16 protein-coding genes are annotated in these 14,220 nt (G+C 73.8%); 10 read left to right on the top strand and 6 right to left on the bottom strand.

What is annotated here, in order from left to right; translation table 11 throughout:
• Positions 1-230: 230 nt before the first annotated feature.
• On the top strand, positions 231-863 hold the full coding sequence (locus ACGFSC_RS31155) for a MarC family protein (protein ID WP_359907175.1): 633 nt from the start codon (positions 231-233) through the stop codon (positions 861-863).
• Positions 864-951: 88 nt separating this feature from the next.
• Here the strand turns inward: ACGFSC_RS31155 and ACGFSC_RS31160 are convergent, their stop codons facing one another.
• A complete protein-coding gene (locus ACGFSC_RS31160; protein ID WP_359907178.1) occupies positions 952-1,491 on the bottom strand; it encodes an NADPH-dependent FMN reductase in 540 nt (179 codons plus the stop codon).
• 112 nt (positions 1,492-1,603) lie between these two features.
• Positions 1,604-2,065 carry an Lrp/AsnC family transcriptional regulator gene (locus tag ACGFSC_RS31165; protein ID WP_359907181.1) on the bottom strand — a complete coding sequence of 154 codons (462 nt, stop codon included), beginning with the start codon at positions 2,063-2,065 and terminating at the stop codon, positions 1,604-1,606.
• Positions 2,066-2,252: 187 nt separating this feature from the next.
• Between ACGFSC_RS31165 and ACGFSC_RS31170 the strand changes: the two genes are divergently transcribed.
• From ACGFSC_RS31170 to ACGFSC_RS31190, 5 genes are all read left to right on the top strand, one after another.
• A complete protein-coding gene (locus tag ACGFSC_RS31170; RefSeq protein ID WP_359907183.1) occupies positions 2,253-3,083 on the top strand; it encodes a tryptophan 2,3-dioxygenase family protein in 831 nt (276 codons plus the stop codon).
• A gap of 113 nt (positions 3,084-3,196) precedes the next feature.
• Entirely contained in the window at positions 3,197-4,423 is a 1,227-nt protein-coding gene (gene kynU, locus ACGFSC_RS31175) for a kynureninase (protein ID WP_359907185.1), read from the top strand.
• A gap of 65 nt (positions 4,424-4,488) precedes the next feature.
• Positions 4,489-5,124, top strand: a complete 636-nt coding sequence (locus tag ACGFSC_RS31180) for a TetR family transcriptional regulator (RefSeq protein ID WP_359907188.1) — start codon at positions 4,489-4,491, stop codon at positions 5,122-5,124.
• Entirely contained in the window at positions 5,121-5,885 is a 765-nt protein-coding gene (locus tag ACGFSC_RS31185; RefSeq protein ID WP_359907190.1) for an SDR family oxidoreductase, read from the top strand. The genes ACGFSC_RS31180 and ACGFSC_RS31185 overlap by 4 nt, the downstream gene beginning before the upstream one ends.
• A gap of 115 nt (positions 5,886-6,000) precedes the next feature.
• Positions 6,001-6,498 (top strand): F0F1 ATP synthase subunit B, encoded by a 498-nt coding sequence (locus tag ACGFSC_RS31190; RefSeq protein WP_359907193.1) that lies wholly within the window; start codon positions 6,001-6,003, stop codon positions 6,496-6,498.
• Positions 6,499-6,550: 52 nt separating this feature from the next.
• Here the strand turns inward: ACGFSC_RS31190 and ACGFSC_RS31195 are convergent, their stop codons facing one another.
• On the bottom strand, positions 6,551-7,498 hold the full coding sequence (locus tag ACGFSC_RS31195) for a hypothetical protein (protein WP_359907196.1): 948 nt from the start codon (positions 7,496-7,498) through the stop codon (positions 6,551-6,553).
• 76 nt (positions 7,499-7,574) lie between these two features.
• Between ACGFSC_RS31195 and ACGFSC_RS31200 the strand changes: the two genes are divergently transcribed.
• On the top strand, positions 7,575-8,204 hold the full coding sequence (locus tag ACGFSC_RS31200) for a TetR family transcriptional regulator (RefSeq protein ID WP_359907199.1): 630 nt from the start codon (positions 7,575-7,577) through the stop codon (positions 8,202-8,204).
• A gap of 208 nt (positions 8,205-8,412) precedes the next feature.
• On the opposite strand, the gene ACGFSC_RS31205 is transcribed toward ACGFSC_RS31200, so the two are convergent.
• Complete coding sequence (locus tag ACGFSC_RS31205) at positions 8,413-9,843, bottom strand: choice-of-anchor A family protein (RefSeq protein ID WP_359907202.1); 1,431 nt, start codon at positions 9,841-9,843, stop codon at positions 8,413-8,415.
• 300 nt (positions 9,844-10,143) lie between these two features.
• Here ACGFSC_RS31205 and ACGFSC_RS31210 point away from each other — a divergent pair, with 300 nt between their 5' ends.
• From ACGFSC_RS31210 to ACGFSC_RS31220, 3 genes are all read left to right on the top strand, one after another.
• Positions 10,144-10,851 (top strand): 4'-phosphopantetheinyl transferase superfamily protein, encoded by a 708-nt coding sequence (locus tag ACGFSC_RS31210; RefSeq protein WP_359907205.1) that lies wholly within the window; start codon positions 10,144-10,146, stop codon positions 10,849-10,851.
• Positions 10,852-11,076: 225 nt separating this feature from the next.
• Positions 11,077-11,559, top strand: a complete 483-nt coding sequence (locus tag ACGFSC_RS31215) for a hypothetical protein (RefSeq protein ID WP_359907208.1) — start codon at positions 11,077-11,079, stop codon at positions 11,557-11,559.
• A 152-nt stretch (positions 11,560-11,711) separates the two neighbouring features.
• On the top strand, positions 11,712-12,599 hold the full coding sequence (locus ACGFSC_RS31220) for a helix-turn-helix transcriptional regulator (RefSeq protein ID WP_359907211.1): 888 nt from the start codon (positions 11,712-11,714) through the stop codon (positions 12,597-12,599).
• On the opposite strand, the gene ACGFSC_RS31225 is transcribed toward ACGFSC_RS31220, so the two are convergent.
• Both ACGFSC_RS31225 and ACGFSC_RS31230 read right to left on the bottom strand, forming a co-directional pair.
• Entirely contained in the window at positions 12,596-13,030 is a 435-nt protein-coding gene (locus tag ACGFSC_RS31225; protein ID WP_359907214.1) for a hypothetical protein, read from the bottom strand. The genes ACGFSC_RS31220 and ACGFSC_RS31225 overlap by 4 nt on opposite strands.
• Before the next feature lie 143 nt (positions 13,031-13,173).
• Positions 13,174-14,166, bottom strand: coding sequence for an Lrp/AsnC family transcriptional regulator (locus tag ACGFSC_RS31230; RefSeq protein WP_359907216.1), 993 nt, complete (start codon positions 14,164-14,166; stop codon positions 13,174-13,176).
• Positions 14,167-14,220: the final 54 nt, after the last annotated feature.

Genomic DNA, 14,220 nt, shown 5'->3' on the forward strand with positions numbered 1-14,220 from the left:
GTCGCATCCTCGCTTCCGCGGCGGAGTGACCCCGCTCGGTGACAGTGGTGACGGTCCTGCCTCCATAGCAACCGAGGGCGCCCGTGCCTTCGAGCCGGGGCCGCCATCCGGGCGAATTCGGCCGCGACCGGGAATGACCGGGAATGAACCGCCGGCGGGTGATCCACGCCGCGCCCGGCCGCGGGGCGTGGCGGACCGGCCGCCCGGGGCCCCGAGGTCATGCTTGGCCCATGTTCGTCTTCAACCTGGGCAGCGCCTTCATCACCTTCTTCGCCGTGGTCGGCCCGCCGAAGACCCTGCTGGCCTTCGCCCGGCTGGCCGGGACCCGCAGCAACCGGGAGCTGCGCCGGCTGGCCGCGCTGAGCACGGCCATCGCGGCGGTGATCGGCCTGGTGCTCGGCTTCGGGGCCGACGAGCTGACCACCCTCTTCCACATCAGCGACCAGTCGCTCCAGCTCGCGGGCGGGGCGATCTTCTTCGTCTACGCCGTCGCCCTGGTCTTCGGCGTCCACCTCGGCTCGGACGCCGACGACGACGAACACCTGTCGAACCCGCTGGTGGACGGCATCCGCGAACTGCTGCTGCCGTACATCGCCAGCCCGCTCGCCATCACGGCCGTCCTGGTCGCCTCGCTCAACCAGGACAACCTGGGCTGGAAGGCCGCCGTCGCCGGGGCGTACGTGGCCGTCGCGGTGATCAACTACCTCTGTGTGGCGGTGCTCGCGCCGCTGATGCGACGCACCCACCGCACCTCGCTGGAGGTGCTGTCCCGGCTGCTCGGGCTGCTGCTGGCGGCGGTCGGCGTCGAACTGTTCCTGGAGGGCCTGGCCGGGCTGGGAGTGCACCTGCCGGACGGGCACTGAGCCCGCCACCGCACCCGCGCCAGGGCCCGACGGGCGCCGAACGGCGCTCACCGGCGCTGAACGGCGCCGAGCCCGGCGCCCGCCCGGGTCAGCCGGCCGCGAGGCGAGCCAGCACCTCGCCGATCCGCCCGCGGACCAGTGGATCGGCGACCAGCCCGTCCGGGCCGACCGCGCCGCGCTCCAGCGGAAGCCGGACGCAGGCCTCGTCCAACACGGCCGCGCCGGTGTAGCCGAGGACGGTGCGCAGGGTGGCCTCGGCCCCCTGGCCGCGGCCCGGACCGGCGGCGTTGATCCAGCCGGTGGGCTTGTCCGAGATCTCGATCCCGCCGACCGTCCAGTCCAGCAGGTTCTTGAACGCACCCGGCAGCGTCCCGGCGTACTCGGGGGTGCAGACCAGCAGCGCGTCGGCCGCCTCGATCGCGGCCCGCAGCTCGGCCACCGGCTCCGGCAGCGGGTCGGTGTCGTGGTCCGGGTTGAAGTGCGGCAGCCCGGCCAGCCCGGCGTAGTACGTGGTCCGCAGGCCCGGGGCGGCCGCGGCCACGGCGGCCGCGGTGCGCAGCACGGTCTCGTTGGTGGAACCGGCTCGCAGGCTCCCGGGCAGCAGCAGGATGTGGCGCTCGTTCGGCATGCCGGGCAACCTACTCCTTGACGTCCGCGTCAAGGACAGCCGCCCGCCGCCCGCCGCCGGTCATCGGCACCGGCCATCGGCACCGGCCGTGGACCAGTGGCAGCGGCAGCGGTCAGCGCGGCACCACCGGCCGCCAGGGCACCGGACTGGAGAGGATCATCGAGCTGGACGGCTGGCCGTAGCTTCCGAGCCGGTCGCACACCGCCTCGAACTCGGCCATCGTCGACACCGCGACCAGCAGCACGCAGCACGCCCCGCCGGTGACCCGGTGCAGCTGGACCACCTCCGGCCAGGTCGGCACCTCCGGATCGCGCAGCACGCAGCGCGGGCCGTAGCACTGGATCTGGACCAGCGCGGTGATCGGCAGCCCGGCCCGGGTGAGGTCCACGTGGGCGTGGTAGCCGCTGATCACCCCCTCGGATTCCAGCCGGCGGACCCGTTCGGCCACCGCGGGTGCGGACAGGCTCACCCGGCGGGAGAGTTCGTTGTACGAGAGCCGGGCGTCGGCCTGGAGCTCGGCGAGCAGGCGGCGGTCAACGGCGTCCAAGGCGACCTCCCGGGTGGTCGGGATCAAGGGATTTCCATTCGTAAAGCGAATCGGCGGAACGCATCGCGAACAACAGCTCCGAAGGCGGTTGCGATGCCCGTCGACCATTCAAACGGGGGGCACCGCCGCCGCACAATGGGCACCCGGTGGAACCCGGCAGTCCGGCTGGTTCACCGGACCGGGCGATGCGGCCCGGAGGATCAGGAGGATCGGGATGGGGCACGACACGGTGGAGACACCCAACCTGTCGTTCGGTCGGGGCGGAGCACCGGGCCGGGGCACCCCGTACGCCCAGTACGTGCGCCTGGAGGAGCTGCACGGCCTGCAGCACCCGCGCAGCAAGGAGCCGGCCGAGCTGTCGTTCATCGTCGCCACCCAGGTGATGGAGCTGCTGTTCGACCTGCTGCGGCACGAGTGGACGCTCGCCCGGCAGGCACTGCGCGAGGACGACCTGCCCGCCGCGCTGGCCGCGCTGCGCCGGGGCACCCACGTGCAGGACGTACTGGTGGAGTCCTGGGACCTGCTGGCCACCATGACCCCGCACGAGTTCAACTCCTTCCGCTCGCTGTTCGGCGAGGCCTCCGGCTTCCAGTCCGCCGCCTTCCTGCGGCTGGAGTTCCTGCTCGGCAACAAGAACGCCGCGCTGCTGAAGATGTACGACGGGATGCCCGACACCCAGGCCGAGCTGACCGAGGCCCTGCGCTCCCCCGGCCTGTACGACGAGGCGCTGGCGCTGCTGGCGCGCCGCGGCCTGGCCCCGCACCGGGCGCCCTCCGAGGAGCGCCACCAGCCGTCCGCGGAGGTCGAGGCGGCCTGGCGGCGGGTGTACACCGAGCCGGAGTTCGCCGCGCTCCAGCCGCTCGGCGAGGCCCTGCTGGACGTGGCCGAGCGGGTCACCCGCTGGCGCCAGCGCCACCTCTCGGCGGTCAAGCGGACCATGGGCGGCAAGCCCGGCTCGGGCGGCTCCAGCGGACTGACCTGGCTGCGCAAGTCGGCCGAGCAGGACGTGTTCCCGGAGCTGTGGACGATCCGGGACGGGCTGTGACGGAGCGGGCCGTGACGGAGCTCGATGCGACAAAGCGTGATGCGACAGAGCGCGATGCGACGGGACGGGCAGGGACGGAGCGGGCTGTGAGCGAGGGGAACGAGAGGACGGGCATGACCACGCGCGAGGACTGCGCGGCGCTGGACGCCGTCGACCCGCTGGCGGCGTTCCGCAAGGAGTTCGCCCTGCCGGACGGGGTGATCTACCTGGACGGCAACTCGCTGGGCGCACTGCCGGTGCGCACGCCCGAGCGGGTGCGCCGGGTGGTCGAGGAGGAGTGGGGCCGGGAGCTGATCCGCAGCTGGAACGACGCCGGCTGGTTCGAGCAGCCGTACCGGCTGGGGCGGCGGATCGCGCCGCTGATCGGCGCCGGTCCGGCGGAAGTGGTCGTCTGCGACACCACCTCGGTCAATCTCTTCAAGGTGCTGTCGGCCGCGCTGCGGCTGCGCCCGGGCCGGCGCACCGTGCTCGGTGACGCCGAGGCCTTCCCCACCGACCTGTACATCGCCGAGGGCGTGACCGGTCTGGTCGAGGGCGCGCGCAGTGCGCTGATCCGCCCCGAGGAGCTGGACCGGCACCTGGACGGGGACGTCGCCGCGGTCGTCCTCTCGCACGTGGACTACCGCACCGGCGAGTTGCTGGACATGCCCGGCATCACCGCCCGGGTGCAGGCCGCGGGCGCCCTGATGATCTGGGACGTGTGCCACTCGGTGGGCGCGCTGCCGGTCGAACTCGGCGCCGCCGGCGCGGACTTCGCGGTCGGCTGCACCTACAAGTACCTCAACGGCGGCCCCGGTTCGCCGGCCTTCCTGTACGTCGCCGAGCGGCACCTGGCGGCCGGCCCGCTCCAGCCGCTGAGCGGCTGGTTCGGCCACGCCCGGCCGTTCGCCTTCGAGCCCGGGTACGAACCGAAGCCGGGCATCGGCCGGTTCCTCACCAGCTCGCCCTCGCTGCTCGGCCAGGCCGCCCTCGACGCCTCGCTGGACGTCTGGGAGCGGGTCGACCCGGCGGCGGTGCGGGCGAAGAGCCTGGCGCTGACCGACCTGTTCGTCTCGCTGACCGAGGGGCTGGACGGTGTCGAGGTGGCGACCCCGCGCGAGCACGCCCGGCGGGGCAGTCAGGTCGCGCTGCGGCACGCCGACGGCTACCCGGTGGTGCAGGCCCTGATCGAGCGCGGGGTGATCGGCGACTTCCGCGCACCGGACCTGATGCGCTTCGGCTTCACGCCGCTCTACGTGTCGTACACCGAGGTCTGGGACGCGGCCCGGCAGCTGGCCGAGGTGCTGGAGAGCGGTGAGTGGCAGGCCGAACGTTTCTCCCGCCGGGGCGAGGTGACGTAGGCCGGGGACCGGGACCGGGCCCGCCTCCTTTGCCATTAATAATGCGCAGCATTAATCTTGCTCGCATGGCAAGGACATCGGCGGGCCACGAGACCCGCGAGAGGCTGCTGCGCGCGGCGGAGGAACTCTTCGCCACCCGCGGTGTGGAAGCCGCCCTGACCAGGGACATCACCCGACTGGCCGGACAGAGCAACCCGTCCGCCGTGCAGTACCACTTCGGCTCCCGCGAGGGCCTGCTCGACGCGATCATGGCCGGCCGCCAGGAACGCGCCGAGCAGGCCCTCGCGCCGCGTCTGCCCGCCCTCGCGGACGCGGACCTGCCCGGACTGCTCGGCGCCCTGGTCGCGGCCGAGGCCACCGAGCTGCGCACCGAACAGGGCCGGCACTGCCTGCGGATCTCCGCGCAGGTCAGCCACAACAGCGGCGTCCGCACCCGGACCCCGCACCCGACGCTGGCCGGCGGCGGCTACTGGCGCCTGATCGAGCTGGTCGAGGACCGGATCTCCGCCCTGCCGGAGCCGATCCGGCTGGAACGGATCGACCTGGTCCTCACCCTGATCGGCGCGGCCCTCGCCGACCGGGCGCAGCAGTACCTCACCGGCTCCACCCCCCTGACGGACGAGGAGACCTTCCTCGCCGACCTGGTGACGATGTCCGCCGCCATGCTCTCCTCCCCCACCCCCCGAAGGAGCAGGTCATGAACGACCTCACCGGCAAGACCGTCATCGTCACCGGCGGCGCCCGCGGCCTGGGCGCCGAGGCCGCCCGGCTCGCCGTCGCGTCCGGCGCCAACGTGGTGATCACCGACGTCCTGGAGGAGGACGGCAGGACCGTCGCCGCCGAACTCGGCGAGCGGGCGCGGTTCGTGCGCCACGACGTGACCTCCGAGGAGGACTGGCAGCGCGTGGTGGACTTCGCGGTGGCGGAGTTCGGCGCCCTGCACGGCCTGGTCAACAACGCGGGGATCTCCACCGGCACGCTGCTCGCGGACGAGAGCGTCGAGCACTTCCGCAAGGTCCTGGACATCAACCTGACCGGCGTGTTCATCGGCATGAAGACCGCCGTCCCGGCGATGCGCGCGGCCGGCGGCGGCTCGATCGTCAACATCTCCTCGGCAGCCGGCCTGATGGGCCTGGCACTGACCGCCGGCTACGGCGCCTCCAAGTGGGGCGTGCGCGGCCTCAGCAAGATCGGCGCGGTCGAGCTGGGCACCGAGCGGATCCGGGTCAACTCGGTGCACCCGGGCATGACCTACACCCCGATGACCGCCTCGGTCGGCATCCGGCGCGGTGAGGGCAACTACCCCAACACCCCGATGGGCCGGGTCGGCGAGGCGCCCGAGATCGCCGGCGCCGTGGTCTACCTGCTCTCCGACGACTCCTCCTACGTCACCGGCGCCGAGCTGGCGGTGGACGGCGGCTGGACCGCCGGCCCGACCGTCAAGTACGTCATGGGGCAGTGAGCCCCGCGGCCGCCCGGGCCGCCGTGACGCAGGTCATGTCCGGGCCGAGTTCGACCGGCATCACCTCCGGGGAAGCTTCCGACCGACGGAACGTCATACCCTGGGGAGGTAGCGCGTGACCCTCGCACTCGGCCCGCTCAAGCCCGAACCTGCCCCGCTGCTCCTCGGCCTGGCACTGTTCTTCCTGCTGCTGTGGCTGCTCGGCCGCCACCTGCTCCCCCGGATCGAACGAGTGCAGTCCGAACGCTGGGAGGCCACCGAGGGCCGCACCGAACGCGCAGAAGCCCTGCTCGCCGAGGCCGAGGCCACCCGGGAGGCCCGCCTGCGGGAGCTGGCCGAGGCCCGCCACGAGGCGGCCCGGATCCGGGAGGAGTACTCCGAGCGCGGCGCGGCGGCGATGGTCGCGGCCCGCGCGGAGGGCATCCGCGACCGGGACGAACTGCTCGCCACCGGTCGCGCCCGGATCGCCGCCGACCGGGCCGAGGCGGCCCGCCTGCTGCGGCAGGACGTCGGCGAGCTGGCAGTCGCCCTGGCCGGCCGGGTGATCGGCGAACCGGTGGACGCCGTCGCCGCACAGCGCCGCACGGTGGAGCGCTTCTTCGAGGCGAACTAGCGGAGCCGGCCGGCTCTCGCCGACCCGCCGTCGGCCCGCCGTCGGCTCATGGTCAGCTCCTCGTCAGCTCCTCGACCAGCGCGCGGTACGCCGCGAAGGCCGGCTTGGGCGTGTAGTCGTCGCGCACCAGGCCGAAGTGCGGGAACAGCCCGGCGCCCGCACTGTCCGCGTCCCGCAGGGCGAAGAACGCGTATCCGGTGACATTGAGTTCGGTGGCGAGCCCGGCGACCGTCCGGACCACCTCCGCCACCACCTCGGCCTGCCGCGCCTCGCTCCGCCCGGGGCCGGTGGGCCAGCCGTTCTCGCAGATCCGCAGCGGAACACCGGGCCCGATCCCGGCTCCGGGCAGCGTGTCCCGGCGGAAGCCGGTGAGCACCGCCCGTACCGCGTCGGCGAGTCGACCGGGTGGGACGGGACGGAAGACGTCCGGGAAGAAGTCCAGGCCGACGTAGTCCAGGGCACGGTGGAAGCGTTCGTCGGCGAGCCGGCCGAGCTCGGGCCAGAAGGTGTCCGCGGGGTCGAAGGAGGGCACCGCGTTGAAGCCGACGGCCAACCGGTCGAATCCCCGGGCCAACGCCTCCTCCTTCGCCGCGATCACGCCCTCGACCAGCGCCCGGCGGACGTTGGGGATGCTGCCGTCCACGGGCGGGAGGTCCAGGTTGGGCTCCTCGCAGATCTGGAGCAGCCCGAGGCGGTGCCCCTCCGCGCGGACCGTCCGCCGGACGAAGTCCAGCCAGCCCGCCAACTCCCCGCCGCGATCCCGGTACTGGACCACCAGGTCGAGCCGGCGTCCCTCGACGGCGTACTGCTCGGGCCGCGCGGGGGTGTGCTCGCCGCCCGGGTACGAGCGGTAGGCGCGGACCAGGAACTCCGCCGCACCGCCCTGGAGTTCGCGCAGGGCGGCGGTGATCCGCGCCGGGTCGTCGGGGCGGACGGGCGCGATCACGCCGGTGTCGTCACCGGCCAGTCCGCCGGGGTAGATGCCGAAGGTGAAGGTCATGCCGTCACCGTAGCGGATATTTTTGGTGTCACTGTAACTTTGGAGTGACACCATGCACTGCGGATAGGATCCGGCCATGGGACTTCGCGAACTCAAGAAGCAGCAGACCCGGGAGCTGCTCTCCGACACCGCCATGGGCCTGTTCGCCGAACGCGGCTTCGACCGGGTCACGGTGGTCGAGGTGGCCCGGGCCGCCGGGGTCTCGCCGAACACGGTCTTCAACTACTTCCCCACCAAGGAGGACCTGTTCTTCGACCGGCAGGAGGAGGTCGTCGCCCACCTGGCCGAGGTGGTCCGGCGCCGCCCCGCGGGCAGCCCGGCCGTGGACGCCGTCCGGGCCGACCTGCTGGCGGCCTTCGCGAGCGGGGAGCCGACGGTCGGGCTGCACCCGGGGATGGCGGCGTTCTGGCGGATCGTCGAGGACAGCGCCGCACTCCGGGCCCGGCTGCTGGAGCTCGGCGAACGGGCCGAGGCGGCACTCGCGGCCGCCCTGGCCGAGGAGTCGGGAGCCGCACCGGAGGACCCGCTCCCCCGGATCGTGGCCGGAGCCGTCACCGGGGCCCACCGGGCGGTGCTCGGCGAGATCCGGCGGGCCATGGTGGCCGGGGAGCCCGCCGAAGCCGTGCGGGCCCGGGTCGAGGCGGCGGTCGACCGGGCCTTCGGCCTGCTCGCCTCGGGCCTCGCCCACTACCCGGCGCAGCGGTAGGCGGCCGGGGCCGGGGCCGGGGAACGGCGCGCCGGAGGAAACGGGAGACGCGAACGGGGACGGGCCTGGGCCCGGGCCGGGGGCCGGGCCTGGGGCGGGAACGAAACCGGGACGGCGCAGGCCGCCCGGTCGAGTCGACCCGGGCGGCCTGCGCCGCTGTTCGGCTGTTCGGCTGTTCGGCCCCTCAACTCCTCAGCCGTACGGACCGTCAGCCGTGGCGGCCGCGACGACGGCGGGCGGCCAGCACGGCCAGGCCGCCGAGGCCGAGCAGGCCGACGCCCGCCACGCCGAAGACCACCGGGGCGTTGCCCGCGCCGGTGGAGGGCAACTCACCGCCGCCACCGGGGTGGTGGCTGGTCGGCTGCCCGGTCGGACGGTGGCTGGTCGGGGCCGGACCGGCACTCGACGTCGTCGCACTGGCCGACGGCGAGGTGGGCGCGGGCGAGGTCGGCGACGGGGACGTGGGGGTCGGAGAGGTCGGCGACGGCGACGTCGGCGACGGCGACGGCGACGTGGGGGACGGTGAGGTCGGCGAGGGCGACGTCGGGCTCGGAGACGTCGGGGACGGCGAGGTCGGCGAGGGCGAAGGCGTCGGTGAGGTCGGCGACGGGCTGGGCGTCACGACGCAGTCCGGCAGGTCGCCGTCGAACGGGTAGCTGTGGATCTCGTAGCCGCCGGTGCCGGTGTGGATCAGGTTGCCCGCCAGGTACACCCGGCCGTTCATGCCCGGCTGGGCGATGGTCGTGGTGCCGCCGGGGTTGCCGGCCATGACCGAGCCCTGGAACTGGGCGCTGCCGAGGATCTGCGCCGAGGTCGCGGTCGGGAAGTTGTACATGAGCTTCGAGCGCATGTCGGTGGTCTGGTCGCCGGCCAGCCCGGTACCGGTGTAGGTGTTGATGATCGGGCTGTCCCCGAGCATGTTCACCACGACGGTGGCGCCGGCCGGGATGTTGTTGAAGACCAGGCCGATCTGCCCGCCGGACGGCGAGGCGAGGTTCTGGGTGACGTTGAAGACCTGCTTCATGCTGGTCCCGTCACCGGTGAAGGTCGCCTGACTGGAGGAGATGTCGACGGTGCCGGTCGCGGTGGCCCGGCCGACGCAGTCGGAGACCTCCTCGATCTGGGTCAGCACCGTCTGGTACGGCGCGGCGGCGTTCGGATCCTGGATCGACTCGCCGGTGGGGTCGATGTTCACGGTGCCGGTGACGGAGCCCGCGTGCCGCAGGTTGCCGAAGGCCGGCCCGTGCGAGTCGCTGCCGCCGATCAGGATCGCGTTGCCGGTCACCACGTCGACGTTGCCGCCGGTGGTCACGAAGTCGCTGCCGTTCGGCGGCACCACGCGCGAACCGACACCGACGACGCCCATGTTGTAGATGCCGCCGCCGTTCTTGTCGACGGTCAGGTTCCCCAGCGCGACGATCTTGCCCTCGGCCTCCGCGGCCCGGCCGTTCACGGTGTAGTTGCCACCGGTGAAGACGTTGATGGTGGAGTCGCGGCCGGTGAAGTCGCCGTTGTTGGGCGGCGGCCAGGTGGCGGGGCAGTCGGGTCCCGTGCAGGCGCCCAGCGGCGGGGCCAGCGGAGCGGCCGAACCGACCGTCAGCACCGCGGCCAGCGGCAGCGCGGTGACGGCGGTCGCCACCGCGATCCTGACGGCCCGGCGCCCGCGCGTCGCCGGGGTTCTCACGGCGGTCGTTCTGTGATCCGGCGAACCGGTGGCCTGATCCATCGACAATTCCTCCGTGCACGAGAAAAGGGCGAGACCGGATGACCCGCCACGTTCCATATGATCTGCTGGCGATCCCATAGATCCGGGATATCCAATACCAAAACGGACTTATCGCAGCCTACAGACCCTCAGATCGGATCTGAAACTCATACGTACGGAGCAGGGATCCCCAGGGCGGGCGCCGACCGGCGGCGAGGGCCTAGGTTGGGAGGCATGACCACCGAGGCCCAGGAACAGAGCGCGCCGCTCGTCTCCGTCGCGTCCGCCGACGCCGTACTGCGGCACCCCGAGGCGGGCGAACACCTGCTGACCGCCATGGAGCGGGAACGCGCCGCGCGCTTCCGGCACGAGTCCGGTCGGATCGACTTCACCGCCGGGCACCTGCTGGTCCGGCTCTGCGCCGCCCGGCTGCTCGACGTACCGGTGGCCGGCCTCGTCCTCGCCCAGCAGTGCCCGGACTGCGGGCTCGCCGACCACGGCAAGCCCTACCTGCCGGACCACCCCGGGGTGCACGTCAGCCTGTCGCACACCCGGGGCGTGGTCGCCGCCGGCGCCGGGTTCCAGCCGGTCGGGGTCGACGTCGAGCTGTCCGACCGGGGCGGCTCGCTGCGTTCGGTCGCCCGCCGGGTGCTGGCCCCGGCCGAGCTCGCCCTGGTCGAGGCCGACCCGGAGCCGGAGCAGGCCTTCCTGCGGCTCTGGGTGCGCAAGGAATCGCTGATCAAGATCGGACGGGCCACCCTGGACACCCTCGGCCGGGTCGACCTCTCCGCCCTGCCGCTGTCCGTCCCGCCGGGCCCGCCGCTGCGCAGCCGGTGGGAGGACCTGCACCTGCTCGACTGGACCGACCCGGAGCACGCCGCCGCCGTGGGCGCCGTCAGCACCGCCCCGCCCCGGATCGTGGAGCTCACGGCGGCGGGCTGAACGGCCGGGCCGGAGGGGGCTCGACGCCGGGCCGGGACGGGACAGGACGGGCGCCGGGACGGGACGGGACGGGCGCCGGGCCGAGTACCGGGCCGGAGCGGGCTCCCCGGCGCCCACCCGCGCGGTGGGCCGGGAAATAAGCGGTGTTAGCGTGCCTGGTCGTGGGCACGCCGAACGCGGGTGCCCGCCCACCAGCTGCCCACCGGATCCAAAGGGTGCCCCGCCATGGCCAAGTTCCTGCTGAGCCTGCACGTCCTCGTGTCGGTCCTGTTCATAGGCCCGGTCGCGGTGGCCGTCAGCATGTTCCCGCGCCGGGCGAAGGCCGCGCTGGCCGGAGGCCCGGACCGGGCCTCCGACGCCGGCGTGCTGCGCGTGCTGCACCGGATCACCCAGGTCTACGCGCTGCTCGGGGTCGCGGTGCCGGTGCTGGGCATCGGCCTGGCCCAGGTGATGGACGTCCTCGGGCAGTCCTGGGTGATCGTCTCGATGGTGCTGACCGCGATCGCCGCGCTCGCCCTGCTGCTCTTCGTGCTGCCCGGCCAGCAGGCCGCGGTGGACGCGCTCGAACTCGACCCGTCGGACGAGCAGCACACCAAGGCCGTCGGCGGCCTGAAGATGCTGCCGATGACCGCCGGGGTGTTCAACCTGCTGTGGGCCGTGGTCGTGGTGCTCATGGTCATCCGCCCGGGGTCGAGCACCGGCGTCTGAGGCCCTGCTCCCCCGGCCCCTCCCGCTCTCCCGGTTCCTCGCGGCTTCTCCCGGCTTCCCTTGAGCTCTCCGGTCCCCTGCTCCCGCCGCGCCCTCCCGACCGTCGCGCCCCCCTCCCGCCGACCGGGCCCGTTCGAGTACCGTCCTGGGCCATGACGATCATGGCGGGCATGGGCAGCCCGACGGGAACCGGCGTCGGCCCGCTGCTGCGCGGCTGGCGGGAACGACGGCAGCTCAGCCAGCTGCAACTGGCACTGCGGGCGGACTCCTCGGCCCGCCACCTCAGCTTCGTCGAGAACGGCCGCTCCCGGCCGAGCCGCGAGCTGGTGCTGCGACTGGCCGAGCAGCTGGACGTCCCGGTGCGCGAGCGCAACACCCTGCTGCTGGCGGCCGGTTACGCCCCGCACTACCGCGAGACACCGCTGGACGACCCGTCGATGGCCGCGCTGCGCGGCGGGCTGGAACGGCTGCTGGCCGCCCACGACCCGTACCCGGCGGTCGTGGTCGACGGGTCCTTCCGGGTGCTGGCGGCCAACCGCTCGCTCGGGTTGCTCATCAACGGCGTCGCCCCTCACCTGCTGGAACCGCCGTTCAACGCGATCCGCGTCACCCTGCACCCCGACGGGCTGGCTCCGCGCATCGTCAACCTGCCGCAGTGGCGGCAGCACCTGCTGGAGCGGATGGAACGGCAGCTGGAGCTGGTCCGCGCCGAGCCGCTGCGCCGGCTGTACGAGGAGGTCCGCGGCTACCCCGAACCGCCCGTCGAGGACCCGGCGGGTGGACCTGACGGGAACGGACCGGCCGGGAACGGTCCGGCCGCGGGCGGACCCGTCACGGGCGGACCGGCCGTCGACGGGTTCCCGTTCGCGCTGCCGATGCGGATCCGGCACGAGGGACGGGTGCTCTCCTTCCTCTCCACCATCGCGACCTTCAACACGCCGGTGGACGTCACCGTCTCCGAGCTGGCCATGGAGACCTTCCTCCCCGCCGACACGGAGACGGCACGGTTCCTGCAGGCCGCCGTCGGGCCCGAACGCTAGGCCCGCTCGCGGGCCTCCCGCCGCAGGGCGGTGAACTGGAGGACGGCGAACAGGGCCACCGCCGCGGCCTGCACCGGGATCCAGACGGACCCGGCGGTGGTCGGCTCCAGCCACACCTCCATCGCGACCAGGCTGAGCACCACCCAGGCGAGGTTGACGTCGATCACGGTCCGCACCCCGAGCACCGGCGGCCGCCGGCGTGCGGCCAGCGCGCCGACCGCGAGCGCGTAGCCGAGGAGCAGCAGCCCGACATCGACCAGGGTGGTGCGGCCGGCGCCGAGCAGTTCGCCGAGCGGGCCGGAGAGGACCAGGTAGGCCAGGCCGTTGCCGCCGGTGACCAGGGCGTCCAGGGCGAGGGCGCCGCGCACCGTCCGGGGCGAGAAGACGGAACCGGGCCTGGCGGGGGTGAGGGTGTTCACGTGGGCGGACACGGCGGATCGCCTCCTGTCGGGGGTGGGAGCCCGGGACCGTGGCGGCCGCACCGGGTGCCACCACCCTGCCCGGTGCGGCGCCGGGCGTCGATTACCCCGCGGGTAACGGCCGTCGCGTGCCCGGCGGGCATGTCAGACACGCCCTACGGCCTCCGGGGCGGCTGCCGGAGCAGCACGCCCGCCCGCTTCACCGCGCGGGCGGTGATGGTGGTCTCGGCGCGGGCGACGCCGAGCGGGCCGAGGGCGTCGGTGAGGAAGCGGTACAGCTCGCCGTGGTCCGGGCAGAACACCGTGGCCAGCAGGTTGGCCGGACCGCTGGTGGCGAACACCCCGTGCACCTGCGGGTGGCGGGCCAGCGCCGCCCCGACCTCGGCGATCCGGCCGGGCGGCACGTCCAGCCAGAGGTTGGCGTCCACGGCCATGCCGAGCAGCCGCGGGTCCACGGTGGCGTGGGTGCGCAGCAGCCCCGCCCCGTCGAGCCGGTGCAGCCGGCGGCGCACCGTGGACTCGGGCGCGCCGACGGCCGCGGCCAGCACGGCGTGGGACTGCCGGGCGTCCTCGCCCAGCCGCTCCAGCAGCGCGCGGTCGAGGCCGTCCAGCGGCGGGGGTGCGGCGGGGCGCGGGACGGCGGGCCGGGCGAGCGCCTCGGCCTCCTCCTCGGTCAGGTGCCCGGCCTGCCACTGCCCGGCGTCGGCGAAGGCGTGCAGCACCGCGTGGGTGGTGGTCTCGGTGACGGCGCCGGTCGCGGGCAGCTGCCCGTACAGCAGCCGGTCGCGGGAACCGGCGTCGGTGAGCATCACGGCGCCGACCTCGTGGCCGCCGAGCATCACGTCGACGAACGGGACGTCGGGGCGGTCGGCGAGGGCCTGGGCGATGGCGTCCACCCGGCCGCTCAGCACCCGGACCCGCAGCAGCAGCGCGCCCACGGCCGCGTCCTCGACGTCCGGCAGCCGGACCACCCGCAGCACCCCGGCCTGCCGCATCCGGCCCAGCCGGCGGGTGACCGTCCGCGCGGACACGCCCAGGACCTCGGCGATCCGGCCGGGCTCGGCCCGTCCGTCCACCTGGAGGGCGCACACCAGGCGGCGGTCGAGGACGTCCAGCACGCTGTCCGGATCGGCGCTGGAGAGGTCCATGGTGTCCGATCCCCGTCACTCTCGGCGGCTTCTGCGTCCTGTTCGGCAGCCCTG

Origin of the sequence: Kitasatospora sp. NPDC048715, from assembly GCF_043198905.1 — a bacterium.
Taxonomy (GTDB): domain Bacteria; phylum Actinomycetota; class Actinomycetes; order Streptomycetales; family Streptomycetaceae; genus Kitasatospora; species Kitasatospora lactacystinica.

Coding starts and splice junctions, on each gene's coding strand:
- ACGFSC_RS31185 (WP_359907190.1), top strand. CDS start 5,121: ATGAACGACCTCACCGGCAAGACCGTCATCGTCACCGGCGGCGCCCGC.
- ACGFSC_RS31170 (WP_359907183.1), top strand. CDS start 2,253: ATGGGGCACGACACGGTGGAGACACCCAACCTGTCGTTCGGTCGGGGC.
- ACGFSC_RS31220 (WP_359907211.1), top strand. CDS start 11,712: ATGACGATCATGGCGGGCATGGGCAGCCCGACGGGAACCGGCGTCGGC.
- ACGFSC_RS31210 (WP_359907205.1), top strand. CDS start 10,144: ATGACCACCGAGGCCCAGGAACAGAGCGCGCCGCTCGTCTCCGTCGCG.
- ACGFSC_RS31215 (WP_359907208.1), top strand. CDS start 11,077: ATGGCCAAGTTCCTGCTGAGCCTGCACGTCCTCGTGTCGGTCCTGTTC.
- ACGFSC_RS31155 (WP_359907175.1), top strand. CDS start 231: ATGTTCGTCTTCAACCTGGGCAGCGCCTTCATCACCTTCTTCGCCGTG.
- ACGFSC_RS31200 (WP_359907199.1), top strand. CDS start 7,575: ATGGGACTTCGCGAACTCAAGAAGCAGCAGACCCGGGAGCTGCTCTCC.
- kynU (WP_359907185.1), top strand. CDS start 3,197: ATGACCACGCGCGAGGACTGCGCGGCGCTGGACGCCGTCGACCCGCTG.
- ACGFSC_RS31160 (WP_359907178.1), bottom strand. CDS start 1,491: ATGCCGAACGAGCGCCACATCCTGCTGCTGCCCGGGAGCCTGCGAGCC.
- ACGFSC_RS31195 (WP_359907196.1), bottom strand. CDS start 7,498: ATGACCTTCACCTTCGGCATCTACCCCGGCGGACTGGCCGGTGACGAC.
- ACGFSC_RS31180 (WP_359907188.1), top strand. CDS start 4,489: ATGGCAAGGACATCGGCGGGCCACGAGACCCGCGAGAGGCTGCTGCGC.
- ACGFSC_RS31230 (WP_359907216.1), bottom strand. CDS start 14,166: ATGGACCTCTCCAGCGCCGATCCGGACAGCGTGCTGGACGTCCTCGAC.